This is a genomic window from Nonomuraea soli (assembly GCF_013761175.1).
GTDB classification, from domain to species: Bacteria; Actinomycetota; Actinomycetes; order Streptosporangiales; family Streptosporangiaceae; genus Nonomuraea; species Nonomuraea soli.
The window spans coordinates 1,255,629-1,275,221 of record NZ_JACDUR010000001.1 but is presented as its reverse complement, the minus strand read 5'-3'; the positions used below and the strand labels follow the sequence as shown (position 1 = coordinate 1,275,221).

Genomic DNA, 19,593 nt, shown 5'->3' with positions numbered 1-19,593 from the left:
GGTTACACAAGGCCCATTTACAAGATTTACTAGCATTTGTAATGACAAATCACCCTTCCGTCGGAGGCTAGGCTGGCCCGATGGAGCAGGCGGTGATCATGGCGGCGCGGTCGGGCGACGTCGGCGGATCGATGGACTGGCTGACCGAGGCCGAGCGCGAACGGGCCGAGCGGTTCCTGCGCGACGACGACCGCGTCACGTTCGTGGCGGCCCACCTGCTCGTACGGCAGTGCGCCGCCCACTACCTAGGCCTCGATCCCGCCACGGTGACGCTGCTGCAGCACTGCCCCGTGCACGGCCCCGGTCACGGCGTGCCGTACCTGGAGCAGGCCCCCGAGCTCGGCGTCAGCCTCAGCCACACGCGCGGCTACGTGTGCGCCGCCGTCGGCCCCGGCCGGGTCGGCGTCGACGCCGAGCGGGTGCCCGACGGGCCGCTGGTGGAGGTGTTGGTCACACAACTGTGCGCCCCCGGCGAGCACGTGTCCGACAACCGGGAGCTGATCAGGTTGTGGACCCGCAAGGAAGCCCTGGTCAAACGGGGTGAACTCACTCTCGACTCGCTCTCCTCGATGCCCTGGAGCCCGACCGGGCACCTGCTGGAGTGGGAGGAGCCCGACGGGGTGATGGCCGCCTCGATTACCGATGCCCCACCTCTGCGGATACGCTGAGGGGGTGTTCTACAAGAAGCCCATCGAAGAGCGGATCGCCGAGCGGGTGGCCAAGCGCAAGCCGCTCGAAGAGGGCAAGACCTTCGAGCACGGTCCGGCCAAGTTCGTGTTCATCTCCCTGATCACGATCGTCGTCGTCATGCACGTCGTCGGCATCGCGATCGTCATGGCCCTCGACGTCTAACGCCTGCTCGGAGTCGGATCCAGGAAGACGTGCGCGACGCCCGGCACCCGGGCGCGCAGCCGCTGGTCGACCTCCTCGCAGGCACGTTCCACCCCGGCCGCGCTGGCCTCGTCGGTGAAGTCGACCTTGGCGGCGACCAGCACCTCGTTCGGCCCGAGGATCATGGTGAGCAGCTCGACCACGTCCTCGACCTCGGGCTGCTCCATCAGCACCGTGCGGATCAGCCCCTCGATCGTGCGCGGCGCCGACCGGCCGATCAGCAGCGAGGCGTTGGCGACGATCAGGCTCAGCGCCACCGCCAGCAGCAGCACGCCGATGGCCACCGAGGCCAGGCCGTCCCAGAGCGCCGAGCCGGTGAGCTGGCTGCCCAGCAGGCCCAGCGCCGCCAGCACCAGACCGATCAGCGCCGCCGTGTCCTCCAGCATGACCGCCTTGAGCGCGGTGTCGGGCGTGGCGCGCACGAGCCGGAACGAGCTGACGTTCCACTTGCGGGCCTCGCCGCGCACCTGCGACAGCCCGCGCAGGAACGAGACGCTCTCGATCACGAACGACACGGCCAGCACGATGTAGGACAGGGTGAGGTCGGACAGGTCCTCGCCGTGGGAGATGGTGTGCAGGCCGTGCGTGATCGAGAAGCCCGCCCCCCCGACCAGGGTGGCGCCCGCCGCCAGCAGCGCCCAGAAGTAGCCCGCGGGGCCGTGCCCGAACGGATGGCGCCGGTCGGCGGGCTTGGCGCCCGAGCGCACCGCCACCACGAGCAGGACCTCGGTCACGGTGTCGGCGAAGGAGTGCGCGGCCTCCGACAACATCGCCGCCGAGCCGCTGATCAGGCCCGCGACCAGCTTGGCCACGGCGATGGCCAGGTTGGCCAGGCCCGCCACGACGACCGTGATCAGGCTTTCTCCCGAGCTGTCACTCATGGTAGATCATCGTACGCATCCGGTTATCCCACCTTGCGGTACATTCAGATCATGAGTGCGCCAAGGTGGTTGAGCCAGGCAGAACAGCAGGCCTGGCGTGCGCATCTGGTGGTGCACAAGCTGCTGATGCACCGACTCGATCGCGAGCTGCACGAGTTCGGGTTGTCGATCAACGACTACGAGATCCTCGTGAACCTCTCCGAGAGTCCAGGCCATCGCATGCGCATGAGCGACCTGGCCGACGCCACGATCCAGTCGCGCAGCAGGCTGTCGCACCAGATCTCCCGCATGGAGGCCAAGGGCCTGGTCACCAGGGAGGAGTGCGCCGACGACCGGCGCGGCACCTTCGCGGTGCTCACCGACAACGGCTGGGACACGATCAAGGAGGTCGCTCCCCACCACGTCGCGGCGGTGCGCGAACACTTCGTCGACCGGCTCAGCACCGACCAGCTGACCGAGATGCAACGGGCATATGCCCCGATCGTGGAACATCTCAAGAGCCTGCGCTCGTAGACTCCCCTCATGGTGAAACGGCTCCTGCTCCTGCTGGTCGCGCTCATGGTTTCCACCGCATGCGCGGGTGGCGGCGAGACGGCACTCCCCTCCGGGCCCGACCTGATGAAGAAGACGGCCGACGCGATGAAGGCGGTCAAGTCGGCTTCGTTCTCCATAGCCACAGAAGGCACCCCGCAGGTGCCGCTGCGCAAGGCCGACGGGCGTATCACGTCCGCGGGCGACGCCGACGGCACGATCTCCGTCGAGGTGTTCGGGCAGCTCACGGAGATGAACTTCGTGCTGCAGGGCGACACGGTCTACTTCAAGGGACCGACCGGCTCCTACCAGAAGATGCCCCGCGCCCAGCTGATGCAGCTGCTGCAGTACGACCCCTCCATGGTGCTCAGCCCGGACAAGGGCGTCTCCACGCTGCTGGCCGCCGCCACGAACCCCACCGTCGACGGCGAGGAGGGCGGCGCGTACAAGGTCACCGCGGCGCTGACCAAGGCGCAGCTGGCCACGCTGGTGCCCGGCGTCACCCAGGACGTCAGCGCCCAGCTGCTGGTCGACAAGGCCACGTCGCGACTGACCAAGGTCACCCTGCCGCTGCAGGGCGGCTCGGTGATCGTGTCGCTGTCCGACTACGACGCCGCCGTCACCGTCACCCCGCCGCCGGTCGGATGAGGCGTCTGGCTCTCGCGGCGGGCGGCGCGGTCGTCCTGCTCGCCGCGCTCGACGCGTACGTCGTCGTCACGGTGCTGCTCGACATCGCCAACACCGTCGGCGTGCCGGTGAACCGGCTGGAGCGCATCACGCCGGTGGTGACGGGCTTCCTGCTCGGCTACATCGCGGCGATGCCGCTGCTCGGGCAGCTGTCCGACCGGTACGGCAGGCGTCCGCTGATCCACGCGTGCCTGGCCGCCTTCGCGATCGGCTCGCTGATCACCGCGCTCAGCACCGGGCTGTGGACCGTCGTCGCGGGGCGTGCGCTGCAGGGGATCGCGGGCGGGGCGCTGCTGCCGATCACGATGGCGCTCATCGGCGACCTGTGGCAGGAGCGCGAGCGGCCGGTGGCCCTCGGGGCGGTGGGGGCGGCCCAGGAACTGGGCAGCGCGCTCGGGCCGCTGTACGGCGGATTCCTGGCGCTGGCGTTCGGGAGCTGGCAGGCGATCTTCTGGATCAACCTGCCGCTGGTGGCCCTGGCGGCGATCGCCGTCCAGCTGACGGTCCCCGGCGGCGTCCGGCCGAGCCCGGCCCTCGCCACGACGAGCACCGCGCACGGGAAGGACGTCCGCGTACGGCCCGCGCCGAAGATCGACCTCACCGGCGGCCTCCTGCTCGCCACCTGCCTGGCCCTCCTCGTCGTCGGCCTCTACAACCCCGACCCCGCCAAGGCCGTGCTCCCGCCGTGGGGCCTGCCGCTCATCGCCGCCGGCCTGGCCGTCGCCGGGGCGTTCGTCTGGTGGGAGATCCGCTCCCCCGTCCGGGTGCTCGACCTGTCGGGCACCCGCAAGGGGCCGTTGCTGGCCACGCTGGGCGTCAGCTTCACCACCGGCGCCGCGCTGCTGGTCACGATGGTGTTCGTCCAGCTGGCCGCCCAGACGCTGCTGGGCCTGCCGCCGCTGGAGGCCTCGCTCGTCCTGGCCCGCTTCCTCATCGCCCTGCCCGTCGCCGCGCTGCTGGGCGGCTGGCTGGCACGGCGGGCGGGCGAGTGGCCGGTGACGGTGGCGGGCATGCTGCTGGCCGCCGTCGGCTATGTCCTGATGTACCAGTGGCCACTCGACCTGAAGAACCACCCGATCGACATCGCCCTGATCGTCGCGGGCGCCGGCCTCGGCCTGGTGATCGCCCCGGTCTCCTCGGCGGTCCTGCGCACCACACCGGCCGAGCAACACGGCGTCGCCTCGGCCGCGGTGGTCGTGGCCCGCATGATGGGCATGCTGATCGGCGTCGCGGCGGTGTCGTCGTGGGGCTTCTACCGGTTCCAGTCGCTGACCGCGGATCTTGATACCCCGCTCCCGGTAGGTGTCGACGCGATCACCTACGCCAGGCAGATGGCCGAGTACGCCGCGAAGATCAACGCCGCCCTGCACGTGGAGTACACCGAGATGTTCCTCGTCACGGGTGTGCTGTGCGTACTCGGGGTGGTCCTGGCGATCTTCATGCGGGAGCGCTAGTTGGGCCTTGCCCGCGTCGTCGGCCGGGACTACCATCACGGCAACTCTTAGGAAACTTTCCTAAAAGAAAGCCGCCTCACCCCCCACGAGGTCCATGATGAGAGCCTGGAAGCCGGCGGCCCTGGCCGCGCTGCTCCTGGGCGCCTTACTGGCGCCCGCCTCCCCCGCCCACGCCGCCAACATCGTGACGAACCCCGGCTTCGAGAGCGGGTTGAGCGGCTGGACCTGCTCAGCCACCTCAGGAGCCCAGGCGGTCACCACACCCGTGCACGGCGGCACCCGCGCCCTGCAGGCGACCCCCGCCGGCAGCGACACCGCCCGCTGCCAGCAGACCCTCGCCGTCCAGCCCGGCCAGGCCTACACGCTGTCGGCCTGGGTGCGCGGCGCCTACGTCTTCCTCGGCGCCACCGGCACCGGGATCAACGCCAGCACCTGGGGCTCGCCCGGAGCCGCCTGGTCGCAGCTGACCACCTCGTTCACCACCGGCACCGGGGTGAACAGCGTGACCATCCACGTCAACGGCTGGTACGGCCAGGGCGCCTACCACGCCGACGACGTCGTCCTGGACGGTCCGCCCGGGCAGGGCCAGCCGCCTGCCGTACCGACAGGGCTCACCGGGACCGGCGGCATGAACATGGCCCGGCTGACCTGGACCGCCGTCACCGGCGCGACGGGCTACAACATCTTCCGCAACGGCACGCGCGTCGGCTCGGCCACGGAGGCGGCCTACACCGACAACCCCAGCCCCGGCACCTACAGCTACCGGGTCAGCGCCACCAACGCCGCCGGCGAGTCGGCGCAGTCGGCGGCCGTCTCGGTGACCGTCGGCAACGACGTGCCCCCGCCGCCGCCCGCGCCCACCGGCCTGACCGGCACGGTCAGCGGCTCGGCGGTCTCGCTGTCCTGGAACGCCGCCCCCACCGCGACCGGCTACCACCTCTACCGAGGCACGACGCGCGTCGCGACGGTCACCGGCACCGCCGCGACCGACTCCCCCGGACCCGGCACGCACACCTACCACGTCAGGGCCTTCCACACGAGCGGCGTGGAGTCGGCGGCGTCCAACCAGGTGTCGGTCACCGTCGCGGGCAACCCGGGCACGCTGCCCAAGCGCGTGATGGTCGGCTACCTGCACGCCTCCTTCGCCAACGGCTCCGGCTACATCCGCATGGCCGACGTGCCCAACGAGTGGGACGTCATCAACCTGGCCTTCGGCGAGCCGACCTCGGTCACCTCCGGCGACATCAGGTTCCGCCAGTGCCCGGTCGCCGAGTGCCCCAACGTCGAGTCCGAGGCCGACTTCATCGCGGGCATCCGCGCCAAGCAGGCGCTCGGCAAGAAGGTGCTGATCTCGATCGGCGGCCAGAACGGCCAGGTCCAGCTCACCACCACGGCCGCACGTGACGCGTTCGTCTCCAGCGTGTCGGCGATCATCGACAGGTACGGGCTCGACGGCCTCGACATCGACTTCGAGGGCCACTCGCTCTACCTCAACGCGGGCGACACCAACCTGTCGGCGCCGACCACCCCGGTGATCGTCAACCTGATCGCCGCGCTGCGCACCCTGAAGTCCAGGTACGGCTCGCGGTTCGTGCTGACGATGGCGCCGGAGACCTTCTTCGTGCAGCTCGGTTACCAGTTCTACGGTCCCGGCACCGGCGGCGCCGACTCGCGCAGCGCCTCCTACCTGCCGGTCATCCACGCCATGCGGAACGACCTGACCCTGCTGCACGTGCAGGACTACAACTCCGGGCCGATCATGGGCCTCGACAACCAGTACCACACCATGGGCACCCACGACTTCCACGTCGCGATGACCGACATGCTGCTCGCGGGCTTCCCCATCAGGGGCGACGTCAACAACGTCTTCCCCGCGCTGCGCCAGGACCAGGTGGCCATCGGCCTGCCCGCCGCGCCGTGGGCGGGCAACGGCTTCACCACCGTGGCCGAGGTGCAGAAGGCCTTCGACTGCCTGGCCAAGGGCACCAACTGCGGGCCGTACAAGCCCCGTGGGGTCTACCCGAACCTGCGCGGCCTGATGACCTGGTCGATCAACTGGGACAAGTACAACGGGTTCGAGTTCTCCCGCAGCCACCGCGCCTACCTCAACGCGCTGGGCTGAGCCACGCGCGTCACCCTGGCCCTCGCCGTGCCGGCGGCGAGGGCCAGCGTCACTCCCGCCAGGGTCAGCCACAGGCCCCGCGCTCCGGCCGACTCCAGCAGCCACGTGCCCGCCAGCGGTGCGATCACGGTCGCGAAGCCCCAGCAGATGCCGTAGAAGGCCAGGTAGCGCCCGCGGGCGTCGTCGGGGGCGAGATCGGCGACGATCGCCATCAGCCGGCCCATGAGGAACAGCTCGCCGACACCGCCGAGAACCGTGAACGCGACGAGCTCGGGCAGCGAGTCCGCGAAGCCGTACCCGACGAGGTTGGCGGCCAGCAGCACGAATCCCAGCGTCAGGCTCTGGCGGCGCACGAAGGGCTGGCCGGCGATGAGCGTGAGCGCGGCGACCGTGGACAGGATGCCCGCGTCGGCGGGCACCGGCAGCGTCAGCGGCAGCACCATGACGATCGTCATGTAGACGGTCGCGAAGACCGTGCCGATCCCCAGCATCGCCAGCAGCGCGCGGTCGCGCCACACGGCGGACCGGGCGGGGCCGCGGCGGGCGGGACGGTCGGCGGGCAGCACCAGGCGCACGACGATCGCGCAGGCCAGGCACGTCACCGCGTCCACGACGAACAACCAGCGCAGATCCCACCGTCCCACGGCCGCCGCGATCAGGCCCGCGCCCAGCCCGGCCGCCGCCATCGCCGCGTTGAGCAGGCTGTAGGCGCGGGTGCGCAGGGCCACGGGCACCTCGTCGGCGATCATCGCCTGGCTGGGCGGCTCGTAGAGCTCGAAGGCCAGCCCGAGCAGGACCGCGAAGACGGTCAGCACGGCGAGCGAGGGCGCCACCGCGATGCCCGCCTGGGCGACGGCACAGCCGAGCAGCCCCAGCAGGATCGTCGTGCGCCGCCCGACACGGTCGGCCAGATAGCCGCCCAGCAGCCGCGAAGGGATCGTCGCCACGCCGAAGGCCGCCGCGACCAGCCCCGCCGTGGTGGCGGGCACGCCGAACTCGGTGGCGACCAGCACGGTCAGGAACGTCATCGAGAACGCGCCGAGGCGGTTGATCGCCCTGGCCCCGATGAGCAGCCAGACGGTACGCGGCATAGGATGACCTCCGAAACGTGTTTCGCCGGTCACTATGCCTTGCGAAGGGATGACCAGTCAAATGCTGTTCGATGGTCACATCGTGAATCTGCTGGACGCCTCGGTGTCCCTGGTCAACCTGCTCACCGACGGCCACGCCCGCGGCCGTCCCTACACCGCGCCCCGCGGCCCCGACCTGCCCGCCGCCATCGGCGCCGCGCTGCCGACCAGGGCCACGGTGACCGACCGGGAGGCCGCGAGGTTCGTCGGCACGGCGCTGGAGATGCGCAAGGTCTTCGACGCCGCGCACGCCGGAGACCTCGACACCGCCGCCACCGTGGTCAACACCCTGCTGCTGGCCACCGGCGCCCGGCCGCAGCTCGAAAAGGCGCCGGGCGAGCCCTGGCAGGTGCACTTCCACGGGCCCGACGACACCGTGGCCGTGGGGTGGAGCGCGGGCTGCGCGGCGAGCCTGGCGCTCGCGATCGGCTCCGACCTGGGCGGGCGGCTCGGCGTCTGCCAGGCGGCCGAGTGCGACCGGGTCTACGTGGACGGCTCGCGCAACGGGGCGCGGCACTTCTGCTCCCCTGCCTGCCGCAGCCGCACCAAGGCCGCCGCCTTCCGCGAAAGGCAGCGGCCCTGAGCCCAGTGATCAGCCCAGTGATCAGCCCAGTGATCAGCCCTGGGAGAGCCCTGCGGTTAGGGCGAGAGCCGGTGCAGGTCGCGCGGGAACAGCGCCGCCTGCCGGACGTTCGGCAGGTCCGCCAGCCGCGACACCCACCGCTCCAGGCCGATGGCGAAGCCGCCGTGCGGCGGCATGCCGTGGGCGAAGGCCGACAGGTAGCCCTCGTACGGCTCCACCGGCTCACCACGCTCGTCCAGAGCGGCCAGATAGTCGGCGTACCGGTGCAGCCGCTGGCCGCCCGTCACCAGCTCCATCCCGCGGAAGAGCAGGTCGAAGCCGTTGGAGTAGCCGGGCCTGTCCGGGTCGGGATGGGTGTAGAACGGCCGCTTGACCATCGGGTAGCCGGTGACGAAGACGAACTCCGAGCCGTGCTCGCGCAGCGCCCACTCCGACAGTGCCCGCTCCTGCGCCGGTGAGAGGTCGGGCTCGCCGTCGTCGCCGGTAAGCGCCTTGGCCTCGGTGAAGTGCAGCGCGGGGATCTCCTGCGGCACGTGCGGCAGCCCGACGGCGTGGCCGCGGTGCCGTACCGACTCGACCATCCCGGACAGCACCTCGCGCAGCACCGCCATGACGTCGCGGTGGTCGCGCACGAAGCCCAGCTCGACGTCCAGCGAGGTGTACTGCGCCAGGTGCCGCGCGGTGTCGTGCGGCTCGGCGCGGAAGACCGGGCCGACCTCGTAGACGCGCTCGAACACGCCGACCATCATCTGCTTGAAGAACTGCGGCGACTGCGCCAGATAGGCCGTGCGGCCGAAGTAGTCGACCGGGAAGACGTTCGCGCCCGACTCCGTCGCCGACGCGACGAGCTTGGGCGTGTGGATCTCGGTGAACCCGGCGCCGTCGAGCGTCGCGCGGAAACCCGACACGCTCGCGCCGGAGATCTCCAGCACCGCGCGCAGCGCCGGATGCCTGAGCGCCACGGGCGCGTGGTCGAGGACCGTGGGCAGCGCGGCGGGTACGGCAGGGCGGAACAGGTCGAACGGCGGCGCCTGGGCCGGCTCCGACAACACGGTGATCTCCGGCTCGACCAGCTCGACCCCGCCCGGGGCCTGCGGGCTGGCGACGACCGTGGCGGTGACCTCGACGACGCTCTCCTCGGGCGGCAGCTCGCCCTCGTGGACGACCACCTGGGCGAGCCCGGCGCGGTCGCGGACGATCAGGAACGAGACCGACTTCAACCGGCGGCGGCGATGGACCCAGCCGGCGATCGTGACGGAGTGTCCCGCGTGCTCGGTGAGCGCGGCGGACAGGACACGTGACATCTTCACACCTCCTCAGAGTGAGCCCTGGGAGGTGCGGGCGAGCAGGGACACTCGCGGTGCCACCACACCTTCGCCGCCGGACCGGCGGCCTCTTGCCGTGCGCGCGCCGTCGCGAGGGAGTGTCTTCGCCCGTGGACGCGGGGCCGCCTTCCCAGCTGCCGGCGGCTCTCTCGGCCCGCGTGCTCCTCGGGGTACTCGGTTCCCTCAGCGCGTTGCCGACGAGCATAACCACCGCCACCGGCGACGGCCAACCGGATTCCGGCGGCGAACCGGATTCCGGCGGCGCCGAACCGGATTCCGGCGCCGTCGACCGGCCAGATCCCCAGCGCGCCCCGGCCGACGGGATCGCCAGAGTGGAGTAGGGCATACTCATGCCCCGCCCTGGCGCTGCCGCGACCCTGGGCTCATGAGAGGACATCTGGCCGCGCTGGCGGCGGCGGCCCTGCTGGCGGCGGGGTGCCAACCGGCGCCCGTGAACGCCCGGCCGATCGCGGAACCGCTGCCCCGGCCCACCGCGCCGATCGAGGTCCCGGCCGCCACGGCCGAGCTCGCGACCTGCTCCGAGCGCTGCTACACCGTGTGCTACACCGAGACGGACGTGCCCGCCTGCATGCTCGTCAGCGTCTACGCGGGCATGCTCTACCTCGAAGAGCACGAAACCACGGTCGTCCCCGACGACCGCGGTCTCGTGCGCCTGCCGCACGGTGGGCTGATCAGGCTGCCGCCCGAGCTCAGGGCTTCTTTCGCTTCTCCCTGATCTTCATGGTCACCTCGATCGGAGAGCCGGCGAAGCCGAACTCCTCACGGATGCGCCGCTCGATGAAGCGCCGGTAGGTCTCCTCCAGCCAGCCCGAGGTGAACAACACGAACTTGGGCGGCTCGGTGGAGGCCTGCGTGGCGAAAAGGATCTTCGGCTGCTTGCCGCTGCGCACCGGAGGCGGCGTCTGCTGCACCAACTCGGTGAGGAAGGCGTTGAGCCTGGAGGTGGGCACCCGAGTCGCCCACGAGTCGAGGGCGGTCTCGATCGCCGGGACCAGCCGGTCGACGTGGCGGCCGGTGAGCGCGGAGATGTTGACACGCAGCGCCCACGGGGTGCGCACGAGCTGCCGGTCGATCTCCTTCTCCAGGTAGTAGCGCCGGTCCTCGTCGACCAGGTCCCACTTGTTGAAGGCCACGACCATGGCCCGGCCCGACTCGATGACCAGGCCGATGATGCGCAGGTCCTGCTCGGTGAGCGGCTCGCTGGCGTCGATCAGCACGATCGCCACCTCGGCCTTCTCCAGCGCGGCCCGGGTGCGCATCGCGGCGTAGAAGTCGGCGCCCTGCAGCTCGCGGTCGCGCCGCCGGATGCCGGCGGTGTCGACGAAACGCCAGGTCTTGCCGCCCAGCTCGATCAGCTCGTCGACCGGGTCGCGGGTGGTGCCCGCCATCGGGTCGACCAGCACCCGCTCCTCGCCGGCGAGCTTGTTGAGCAGCGACGACTTGCCGACGTTGGGCTTGCCGAGCAGCGCGACGCGGTGCGGGCCGCGCTCGGCGCCGAAGGTCTCGGCGGGCGTCTCCGGCAGCTTGTCGAGCACCTCATCGAGCAGGTCGCCGCTGGAGCGGCCGTGCAGGGCGCTGACCGGGAACGGCTCGCCCAGGCCGAGCGACCACATGGCGTGGGTCTCGAGCTCCAGCTGCTGGTTGTCGACCTTGTTCGCGGCCAGGATGACCGGCTTGCCCGACTGCCGCAGCACGTTGCCGACCTCCTGGTCGGCGTCGGTGATGCCGACCGTGGCGTCGACCACGAACAGGATCACGTCGGCCAGCTCGACGGCGACCTGAGCCTGCTCGGCGATGCGGAGGTTCATCCCCGTCGCCTCAGGGTCCCAGCCGCCCGTGTCGACGACGGTGAAGCGCCTGCCGCGCCAGTTGGCGTCGTAGGTGACACGGTCGCGCGTGACGCCAGGCACGTCTTCGACGACCGCCTCGCGGCGGCCGATGATGCGGTTGACCAGCGTGGACTTGCCCACGTTGGGTCGGCCTACGATGGCCAGGACCGGAAGCGGGCCCTCGTCGGCCGCGCCGTGCTCGGCGTCGACCTCAAGGTCGGCGAGCTCGGCCTCGATCCAGCCGGAATCCCCCGTTGACATGATTTTTCATCCTTTGAGTACCGCACCTGTGCTTCAGGCGCGCTCCTTGACCAGTCTCAACACCGACGCGATGACCTCGTCGAGGTCGAGCGCCGTGGTGTCGAGCTCGACGGCGCCAGCCGCCATCGAGAGCGGATCCGTTTTCCGCGTTGAGTCCAGGGTGTCACGCTGCCGCATCGCGGCCTGCTGCGCCTCCACCGTCGTGCCCGCCAGCTCCGCCGTACGGCGCAGCGCGCGAGCCTCGGCCGAGGCCGTCAGGTAGACCTTGACGGGCGCGTCAGGGGCGACGACGGATCCGATGTCGCGCCCCTCCACCACGATGCCACCCTCGCCGATGATCTCCCGCTGCAGGGCGACCAGGCGCCTGCGCACCTCGGGCACCGCCGAAACGGCCGAGACCGCAGCGGTGACCTCCTGCTCGCGGATGGGACCGGAGACGTCGGCGCCGTCGACGTGGATCGTCGGGCCGTCGGGGTCGGTGCCCGAGACGATGCCCGGGTCCGCGGCCCTGGCCGCGACGGCCTCGGAGTCGTGCACGTCGACGCCGTGGTGCAGCATCCACCACGTCATCGCGCGGTACATCGCACCGGTGTCGAGGTAGCGCAGGCCGAGCTCGCGGGCGACGCCACGCGAAGCGCTCGACTTGCCGGACCCCGAAGGTCCGTCGACGGCGATGACCAGAGCGGACACGGCTCTCCCCAGGCTCAAGGCGCGGTATGGAATCAACCTGTCAAGGTTACCGGCTTCGCCACGCCCTTCAGGCCGCTCGACCGGTCACCAGTGACTGGAGAGGGCGGACGCGGTCGGACGGAGTCACGGGCGGAGAGGGAGGCCGGGTATGAGGCGAGGGCCGGGAAGGGACGGGCAGAGGCGTCGGCCGGCAACGCCGTAAGGGGACGGGACCGGCGGCCGGGCGCAAAGGCCGAGGAAGGAGGCCGTGATCGGAGGCCGTGATCGGAGGCCGTGATCGGAGGCCGTGATCGGAGGCCGTGATCGGAGGACCGGGGTCGGAGGCCGGGGCAGACGCCCCAGCCAGGGTCGCGGGCCGGAGCCGGGGGCCGTTAGCCGGGGGCGAGGGCCTTTTCGCGGTAGCCGCGGGCGAGTTCCAGGTGGCGGCAGCTCTCCTGCGAACCCAGCCCCGCGTGCAGCGAGGCCAGCGACTCGTGCATCTGCGCCAGCCGCAGGCAGATCAGCGCGCTGCTCCGCCGGGCCATCTCGACCCGCAGCGACGCCTCCTTCCTGAGCCGTTCGGCGCGCTCCAGCGCCGGGTGCCGGGCCGGCTCGGCCGGCTGTCGCATGGCCGTACGGGGCCGGGCTCCGCCGCGCACCCGCAGCGGGTGGCCCACGGCCCGCCCGTGCGGGTAGTCCTGAGGCCAGGCCAGCTCCAGAACCCGGCGCACCATGCCGCCGCCGACCAGCACCAGGCCCCCGCCCAGATCCCTGAGGTGCTCGTGCACGTCCTTGAGCACCCGCGCCCCGCCGACGTCGCAGAAGCTCAGCCGTACGACGTTGACCTCCAGGCGCCGCACTCCCTGCGCGGGCAGCGCGGCGAGGCCGGTGCGCAACCAGGTGGAGGCCGCGATGTCCAGCTCGCCCACCAGTCGCAGGCTGAGCCGGTCGCGGTCTCGGCGAACGAACTCCACTGTCAGCCCCACCATGGTCCCCTACCCGTTTTTCCCCTCACCGCGCATAGTTCGTGGAGATGTGGACAGGGACACATGGTGGACGAGCATCCCGGCCGCGACCTCGTGGTCATCGCGGCATCGGCGGGTGGCATCGAGCCGCTGCGCACCCTGCTGGGCCGTCTGCCCAGCCGCCTGCAGGCGGCGTTGCTGGTCGTCGTCCACATCTCACCGCGCGGAGGCAGCGCGCTGTCCGGCATCCTCAACCGTTCCGGACCACTGCCCTGCTCGGCGGCCCGCGACGGTGAACCGCTCCAGCCCGGCCGGGTCTACGTCGCCCGCCCCGACCACCACCTCCTCGTGCATCGGCAGACCGCCCGTCTGTCTCGCGGTCCGCGCCACAACGGCATGCGTCCGGCGGCGGATCCGCTGTTCCTGAGCGCGGCCATCGACGCCGGTCCGCGCACCATCGGCGTGGTGCTCAGCGGAACGCTCGACGACGGGGCGACGGGCAGCGCGGCCATCGAGAGGTACGGCGGGGCCGTCGCCGTACAGGATCCCGACGAGAGCGCCTTCTCCGGCATGCCCAGCGCCGCCCTGGCGGCCACGACCGGAGCGCAGGTGCTGCCCGCGGCGAAGATCGCCGATTGGATCGTCACGCACAGCAGGAGTCCCGTAGTGACGCACGAGCCGAGAAGGGACCCGGAGCTCGAACGGGAGATCGCGCTGCTCCTCCGCCAGGAGGCCATAGGCACGCCGGTGGGCAACCTGACGGCCTTCACCTGCCCGGAGTGCAGCGGCCCGATCTACGAGGGCCCGCCCGAACGTTACGAGTGCAGGGTCGGTCACGCCTGGTCGGCGCAGTCCATGATCGAATCGCAGGGCGAGTCGGTGGAGCGGGCGCTGTGGATGGCGATCCTGCGCCTGGAGGAGCGTGCCAGGCTCCTCGACCGCATGGTGCGTTCGGCCCGCGACCGCGGCCAGAACCACACCGCCCGGCGCTTCGAGGAGGACCGTGACGGCACCAGGGAGGCACTCGAGACGCTACGGGCACTCCAGCAACAGATCGGTGGCGCTCCGACAGCCTCCTGAGCAGGCCGATCAGGCGTAGGGTGGTCTGCTGTGAAGGCGGAAGACGACCGGGAATTCGACGATCTCCTGTACATGCTGAAGGAGACCCGCGGTTTCGATTTCACCGGCTACAAGCGCACCACCCTCATGCGCCGCATCAGCCGGCGCCTCGAGTCGCTGAAGCTGCAGGACTACGGCGAGTACCGCGACTACCTGGAGCTCGAACCCGAGGAGTTCGGCAGGCTGTTCGACAGCCTGCTCATCAACGTCACCAGCTTCTTCCGCGACCCGCCCGCCTGGCAGACGCTGCGCGAGCAGATCATCCCCGCCCTGCTGGCGGGCAAGCCGTCGGGCAAGGCGGTCCGGGTGTGGAGCGCCGGGTGCGCGACCGGCGAGGAGGCCTACAGCCTGGCCATGGCGCTGGCGGAGGAGCTGGGCCACGACGCCTTCCGCGAGCGGGTCAAGATCTACGCCACCGATCTCGACGAGAAGGCGCTGCAGGTCGCCAGGGCCGCGACGTACGGCGAGCGGCAGCTCGCGGAGCTGCCTCCCGAACTGCGCGAACGCTACTTCGAGCCCGCCGACCAGGGGTTCGCCTTCCGCCGTGACCTGCGCCGCCAGCTCATCTTCGGCCGCAACGACCTGACCCGCGACGCGCCCAACTCCCGCGTCGACCTGCTGCTGGCGCGCAACACGCTGATGTACTTCAACGCCGAGACCCAGCTCAGCATCGTGCGGCGTTTCCACTTCGCGCTGGCCAACCCCGGCTACCTGTTCCTGGGCAAGGCCGAGATGCTGCTCAACCACAGCGACAAGTTCGAACCCGTCGACCTGCGCATGCGCCTGTTCAAGAAGGTGCACAACGACACGGGCCACCGCTCGCCGTGGATCTCCGGGCACACGCTCCAGAATCCCGGCGCCCGCGTGAGCGAGCTGGAGCACGCCGCCCTGGCCGCCGGGCCCGTCGCGCAGATCGCCCTCGACCTGTCGGGACACCTGGCGCTGGTGAACTCCCGCGCGGAGGTGCTGTTCAACCTGAGCCCGCGCGACGTGGGCCGGCCCTTCCAGGACCTGGAGGTCTCCTACCGGCCGGTGGAGCTGCGCTCGGTGATCGAGCAGGTCCAGGTGGAGCTGCGGCCGGTCGAGCTGCGTGAGGTCGTCTGGCACCGGCCGGGCGCCGCGGAGGCCAACGTGTTCGACATCTCGGTGACGCCGCTGCAGGATCCCGAGGCGTCGCTGGTGGGCGTCGGCATCAGCTTCTACGACATCACCCGCTACCGCCGCCTGCGCGACGACCTGGAGCAGGCCAACAAGGAGCTGGAGCACGCCTACGAGGAGCTCCAGTCGCTGAACGAGGAGCTGGAGACCACCAACGAGGAACTCCAGTCCACCAACGAGGAGCTGGAGACCACCAACGAAGAGCTCCAGTCCACCAACGAGGAGCTGGAGACGATGAACGAGGAGCTGCAGTCGACCAACGACGAGCTCCAGCACATCAACGACACCCTCAACGCGCGCAGCATCGAGCTCGACCTGGCCAACGACTTCCTCGGCTCGCTGGTGCGCAGCATCGGCGACGCGGTCATGGTCCTCGACGGCGAGCACCGCGTGCTCGTGTGGAGCCCGGGTGCGGCCGACCTGTGGGGGCTGCGCTCGGAGGAGGCGGTGGGCAAGCCTCTGGACAGTCTCGACATCGGCCTGCCGTACGAGCAGGTGGCTCCGCATCTCGACGGTGACCTCTCCGACGAGCTGACCGTCGACGCGGTCAACCGCCGCGGCCGGCCCACCCGGCTGACGATCCAGCTCACCGGCCTGCGCGCGGAGGGCGGATCGCCCCAGGGCGTCATCCTGGTCATGAATGTGGAGGACAACTCCTGAGAATTCCGCTCGCTCACAGTTACGGTCCGCTACCCTCGGTCCATGGATGGCGCCCGGGTCGCCGAGATGACGTTGAGCGAGCGGATCTCCGCTCTCAAGGCCGTGTCCCACCTCGACCCTGCGCAGACACCGCAGCTCCTGCAGGCGGCCCTGCTCGAACTGGAGCAGGCCAGCGACGAGCTCACCACCTACCGCGACGAGATCGCCGCGTCCAGCCGGAGCGGACACCACCACCGGCGGTCGTTGTGCGCGCTGCTCGACCAGCTGCCGCTCCCGATCTTCATCCTCGACCGCAACGGCACGATCGTGCGCTCCAACCGGTCGGCCGGGCACCCCTTCGGACGCCGTCGGCAGTCCCTCGAAGGCAAGCCGTTCGCGGTCCTGGTCGACCTGCCGCACCGGCCGGTCTTCCGCTCCCACCTCGGCGCCGTGCTGCGCGGCCTGCCCCGGCTTCCGCTGGCCACCCGCCTGTGTCTCGGGGGCCAGGCCGTCGAGGCTGACCTCGCCCTGATCAACCTGCCCGTCGAGGACCAGGTCGCGGTCACGGTGAGCCTGCCGGGCAGCGACCTCGCGCCCGCCCGGGCCCTGCCCGACGGGCGGCTCGACGTGATCACCGAGCTGACGACCGTGCTGCTGTCCGACCGCGAGTGCAACGAGGGCTGGCTGCTGCGCCGCTCGGCCGAGGTGCTCACCGCCGCCTACGCCGACCTGGCCGTGATCGACCGGGACCGGGCCGACGGCGCCCGCCACCGCGCCGCCGTGGTCGGCGACCCCGGCGAGCTCGACAGCATCGGTCTGCTCGAAAGCCTGCCGCCGCTGGAGACCCGCTACAGCACCCTGCTCAACCCCATCGACGACGAGCTGGCCCTGGGGCGCGACAAGTCAGGACTGCCCGCACTCACGCTGCTGCGCGCCGGATCGGCGGTCATCGTCCCGGTGGGGGACGAGACGGGCATGGAGGGCACGCTGACCCTCATCCGGCGTTCGGACCGCTCCGGCTTCGACACCGACGACCTGCGCCTGGCCGAACGCATCGGCCGCCATGTGGCGCTGGCGCTGCGCGCCGACCGGGTCCGCCGCGCCCGCACCAGCTCCGCCCATGCCCTGCAGGCCAGCCTGCTGCCGCGCCGCCTGCCCGAGGTGCCCGGCTGCGAGCTGTCGTCGCTCTACTCCCCCGCCGGTGAGGGCGAGCTGGTCGGCGGCGACTTCTACGACGTCTTCCCCTGCCGCGCGGGCTGGGGGCTGGTGCTGGGTGACGTGTGCGGCAAGGGCGACGAGGCCGCCGCCATCACCGCGATCGCGCGCAACGGCCTGCGCGTGCTGGCCGGGCGCACGGGCGACCCGGCCCAGCTGCTCCAGGAGATCAACCAGGCGCTGATCCGCCACCCCGACACCGAACGGTTCGTCACGGCCATCGTCGCGCAGGTCGAGCAGGTGAGCGGCGGCATGACCGTGCGCCTGGCGTCGGCGGGCCACCCGCCCGCGCTGGTCCGCGGCGCCGACGGGGTCGTACGGCAGGCGGAGGGCGGCGGCCTGCCGCTGGGCCTGTTCGAGGACGCCAGCTACTCCCGCTACGAGATCAAGCTGGCGTACGGCGAGGCGCTCATCGTCTACTCCGACGGCGTCACCGAGGCCCGCGACGAGTTCGGCCACCTCTACGGGCCGCAGCGCCTGTCGACCGCCCTGGCCGCGGCGCCCGGCTTCACCGCCGACGACCTCATCCACGCCGTCCACGAGGACCTGCGGCGCTTCGCCACCAAGGGAGGAGGCGACGACACGGCCCTGCTGGTGCTGCGCGTCGACGACGAGCCAGAGTTCTAGAAGATCCGCGATCCCCTTGTCTAGGGGACCTGCCAGCCGCGCTCGTGCAGCCCGGTGGTGAGCGTGGTGACGGCGTCGGGCTGCACCGACAGCTCCGCCATGCCCAGCGGCAGCCCGGGCGCGTGCTCCAGCCGTACGTCCTCGACGTTGACGCCGAGCTCGTCGCACACCTGGAACAGGCGGGCGAGCTGGCCGGGACGGTCGCCGATGACGACCTGCACGACCCCGTAGCGCGCGGCGGGACCGCCGTGCTTGCCGGGGATGCGGCCGTGCCCGGCGACGCCGCGCTTCAGCAGCTGGGTGACGTCCTCGGCGGCGGCGGGATCGCCCGAGGCCAGGCCGCGCAGCGCGACCGCCGCCTCGGCGAGATCGCGCGAGACCGCCTCCAGCACCTCGGCGACCGGGGTCGCGTTGCCCGACAGGATGCCGAGCCACAGCCCAGGGTCGCTGCCGGCCACCCGCGTGACGTCGCGCACGCCGGTGCCTGCCAGGCCGAGCGCCACGTCCGAGGCGTCGGCCAGGCGGGCGGCCACGGCGCTCGCGGCCACGTGCGGGGCGTGCGAGACCACGGCGACGGCCTGGTCGTGCTCCTCGGCGGAGACCTCGACGGCGTTGGCGCCGCACAGGCCGATCAGGTCGAGCACGGCCTGACGGGCCTCGGGCGCGGTCTCGCCGGTGGGACACAACGCCCAGGGGCGGCCGAGGAACAGATCGGCGCGCGCCGCTCCTGGACCGGACTTCTCCCGGCCCGCGAGCGGATGAGAACCCACGTAGGTGGACATGTCGCACCCGCGTGCCTGAGCGTCGTCGATCAGCTGCGCCTTGACGCTCGCCACGTCGGTGTAGAACCGGGCCACGCCGCGGCTCTGCAGGCCCCTCAGCTCGCTCGCCACATGGGCGGGAGGCACCGCGACCACGGCCAGATCGACCTTGTCGTCGTAGTGCCATTCGTCGCCCGCGCCCAGCTCGCGCGCCAGCCGAACCGACGTCAGATCACGGTCGGCCAGCAGCACCTCGACACCCTTGCCGCGCAGGGCCAGGCCGATCGAGGTGCCGATCAGGCCGGTGCCGAGGATCAGAACGGTTCTCATTGGGCTATGTCCTGCCTCAACGCGACAGCGCCGCGCAGATAGACGTGCTGGATCCGGTCGCGCGGCCGGTCGGTCTCGATGTGCGCCATCAGCCGCACCACGCGAGGCAGCGCGCCGGGCACGTCGATCTCGGTGCAGCAGATCAGCGGGACCTCGTGGAAGCCGAGCTTGCGCGCGGCCAGGGCGGGGAACTCGGCGGTCAGGTCGGGGGTGGCGGTGAACAACACGCTGATCACCTCGTCGGTGGACAGCTCGTTGCGCTCCATCACCGTCGTGACGAGCTCCGCCGTTCCTCCGATGATCGCGTCGCGGTCGTTGGCCTCAACCTGGATCGCTCCGCGGATCGCCCGCACCATGCGTCGTGCCCCTTAGAAAAAGACGGCTGCCGGAGCCCA

19 protein-coding genes are annotated in these 19,593 nt (G+C 71.2%); 11 read left to right on the top strand and 8 right to left on the bottom strand.

Translation table 11 applies throughout. The annotated features are described in order from the left end of the window. Positions 1–80 precede the first annotated feature (80 nt). Positions 81–668 (top strand): 4'-phosphopantetheinyl transferase family protein, encoded by a 588-nt coding sequence (locus HNR30_RS06035; protein WP_181608616.1) that lies wholly within the window; start codon positions 81–83, stop codon positions 666–668. A gap of 4 nt (positions 669–672) precedes the next feature. Next, positions 673–852: a hypothetical protein gene (locus tag HNR30_RS06030; protein WP_181608615.1), complete on the top strand. Its 180-nt coding sequence runs from the start codon at positions 673–675 to the stop codon at positions 850–852. Here the strand turns inward: HNR30_RS06030 and HNR30_RS06025 are convergent. After that, on the bottom strand, positions 849–1,772 hold the full coding sequence (locus HNR30_RS06025) for a cation diffusion facilitator family transporter (RefSeq protein ID WP_181608614.1): 924 nt from the start codon (positions 1,770–1,772) through the stop codon (positions 849–851). The genes HNR30_RS06030 and HNR30_RS06025 overlap by 4 nt on opposite strands. 51 nt (positions 1,773–1,823) lie before the next feature. Here HNR30_RS06025 and HNR30_RS06020 point away from each other — a divergent pair, with 51 nt between their 5' ends. From HNR30_RS06020 to HNR30_RS06005, 4 genes are all read left to right on the top strand, one after another. Then, positions 1,824–2,285, top strand: coding sequence for a MarR family winged helix-turn-helix transcriptional regulator (locus tag HNR30_RS06020; RefSeq protein ID WP_181608613.1), 462 nt, complete (start codon positions 1,824–1,826; stop codon positions 2,283–2,285). Positions 2,286–2,294: 9 nt separating this feature from the next. Continuing rightward, positions 2,295–2,951 (top strand): LppX_LprAFG lipoprotein, encoded by a 657-nt coding sequence (locus HNR30_RS06015; protein ID WP_181608612.1) that lies wholly within the window; start codon positions 2,295–2,297, stop codon positions 2,949–2,951. Continuing rightward, positions 2,948–4,444, top strand: coding sequence for an MFS transporter (locus HNR30_RS06010; protein WP_181608611.1), 1,497 nt, complete (start codon positions 2,948–2,950; stop codon positions 4,442–4,444). The genes HNR30_RS06015 and HNR30_RS06010 overlap by 4 nt, the downstream gene beginning before the upstream one ends. Positions 4,445–4,541: 97 nt before the next feature. Then, positions 4,542–6,566 carry a carbohydrate binding domain-containing protein gene (locus tag HNR30_RS06005; protein WP_181608610.1) on the top strand — a complete coding sequence of 675 codons (2,025 nt, stop codon included), beginning with the start codon at positions 4,542–4,544 and terminating at the stop codon, positions 6,564–6,566. Here the strand turns inward: HNR30_RS06005 and HNR30_RS06000 are convergent. Then, positions 6,545–7,657: an MFS transporter gene (locus HNR30_RS06000; RefSeq protein WP_181608609.1), complete on the bottom strand. Its 1,113-nt coding sequence runs from the start codon at positions 7,655–7,657 to the stop codon at positions 6,545–6,547. The two genes, HNR30_RS06005 and HNR30_RS06000, sit on opposite strands and share 22 nt — an antisense overlap. Positions 7,658–7,739: 82 nt before the next feature. On the opposite strand from HNR30_RS06000, the gene HNR30_RS05995 reads away from it, so the two are divergent. Beyond that, positions 7,740–8,279 (top strand): CGNR zinc finger domain-containing protein, encoded by a 540-nt coding sequence (locus HNR30_RS05995; RefSeq protein ID WP_312894257.1) that lies wholly within the window; start codon positions 7,740–7,742, stop codon positions 8,277–8,279. Between the two features lie 56 nt (positions 8,280–8,335). On the opposite strand, the gene aspS is transcribed toward HNR30_RS05995, so the two are convergent. Further along, entirely contained in the window at positions 8,336–9,583 is a 1,248-nt protein-coding gene (aspS, locus tag HNR30_RS05990) for an aspartate--tRNA(Asn) ligase (protein ID WP_181608607.1), read from the bottom strand. A gap of 406 nt (positions 9,584–9,989) precedes the next feature. Between aspS and HNR30_RS05985 the strand changes: the two genes are divergently transcribed. Further along, on the top strand, positions 9,990–10,340 hold the full coding sequence (locus HNR30_RS05985; RefSeq protein WP_181608606.1) for a hypothetical protein: 351 nt from the start codon (positions 9,990–9,992) through the stop codon (positions 10,338–10,340). Here the strand turns inward: HNR30_RS05985 and der are convergent. From der to HNR30_RS05970, 3 genes are all read right to left on the bottom strand, one after another. Next, positions 10,315–11,715, bottom strand: a complete 1,401-nt coding sequence (gene der, locus HNR30_RS05980; protein ID WP_181608605.1) for a ribosome biogenesis GTPase Der — start codon at positions 11,713–11,715, stop codon at positions 10,315–10,317. The genes HNR30_RS05985 and der overlap by 26 nt on opposite strands. 33 nt (positions 11,716–11,748) lie before the next feature. Continuing rightward, positions 11,749–12,405 (bottom strand): (d)CMP kinase, encoded by a 657-nt coding sequence (gene cmk, locus HNR30_RS05975; RefSeq protein ID WP_181608604.1) that lies wholly within the window; start codon positions 12,403–12,405, stop codon positions 11,749–11,751. Between the two features lie 371 nt (positions 12,406–12,776). Next, on the bottom strand, positions 12,777–13,358 hold the full coding sequence (locus HNR30_RS05970) for an STAS domain-containing protein (RefSeq protein WP_181608603.1): 582 nt from the start codon (positions 13,356–13,358) through the stop codon (positions 12,777–12,779). Positions 13,359–13,436: 78 nt separating this feature from the next. On the opposite strand from HNR30_RS05970, the gene HNR30_RS05965 reads away from it, so the two are divergent. The 3 genes from HNR30_RS05965 to HNR30_RS05955 are packed head-to-tail and all read left to right on the top strand — an operon-like array spanning position 13,437 to position 18,107. After that, positions 13,437–14,429 (top strand): chemotaxis protein CheB, encoded by a 993-nt coding sequence (locus HNR30_RS05965; protein WP_181608602.1) that lies wholly within the window; start codon positions 13,437–13,439, stop codon positions 14,427–14,429. A gap of 30 nt (positions 14,430–14,459) precedes the next feature. Next, positions 14,460–16,286, top strand: a complete 1,827-nt coding sequence (locus HNR30_RS49945; RefSeq protein WP_181608601.1) for a CheR family methyltransferase — start codon at positions 14,460–14,462, stop codon at positions 16,284–16,286. Positions 16,287–16,328: 42 nt separating this feature from the next. Continuing rightward, positions 16,329–18,107 carry a PP2C family protein-serine/threonine phosphatase gene (locus HNR30_RS05955; RefSeq protein ID WP_181608600.1) on the top strand — a complete coding sequence of 593 codons (1,779 nt, stop codon included), beginning with the start codon at positions 16,329–16,331 and terminating at the stop codon, positions 18,105–18,107. Positions 18,108–18,127: 20 nt separating this feature from the next. Here the strand turns inward: HNR30_RS05955 and HNR30_RS05950 are convergent, their stop codons facing one another. Next, positions 18,128–19,198, bottom strand: coding sequence for a prephenate dehydrogenase (locus HNR30_RS05950; RefSeq protein ID WP_181608599.1), 1,071 nt, complete (start codon positions 19,196–19,198; stop codon positions 18,128–18,130). Continuing rightward, entirely contained in the window at positions 19,195–19,554 is a 360-nt protein-coding gene (aroH, locus tag HNR30_RS05945; RefSeq protein ID WP_181608598.1) for a chorismate mutase, read from the bottom strand. The genes HNR30_RS05950 and aroH overlap by 4 nt, the downstream gene beginning before the upstream one ends. Between the last annotated feature and the right edge of the window lie 39 nt (positions 19,555–19,593).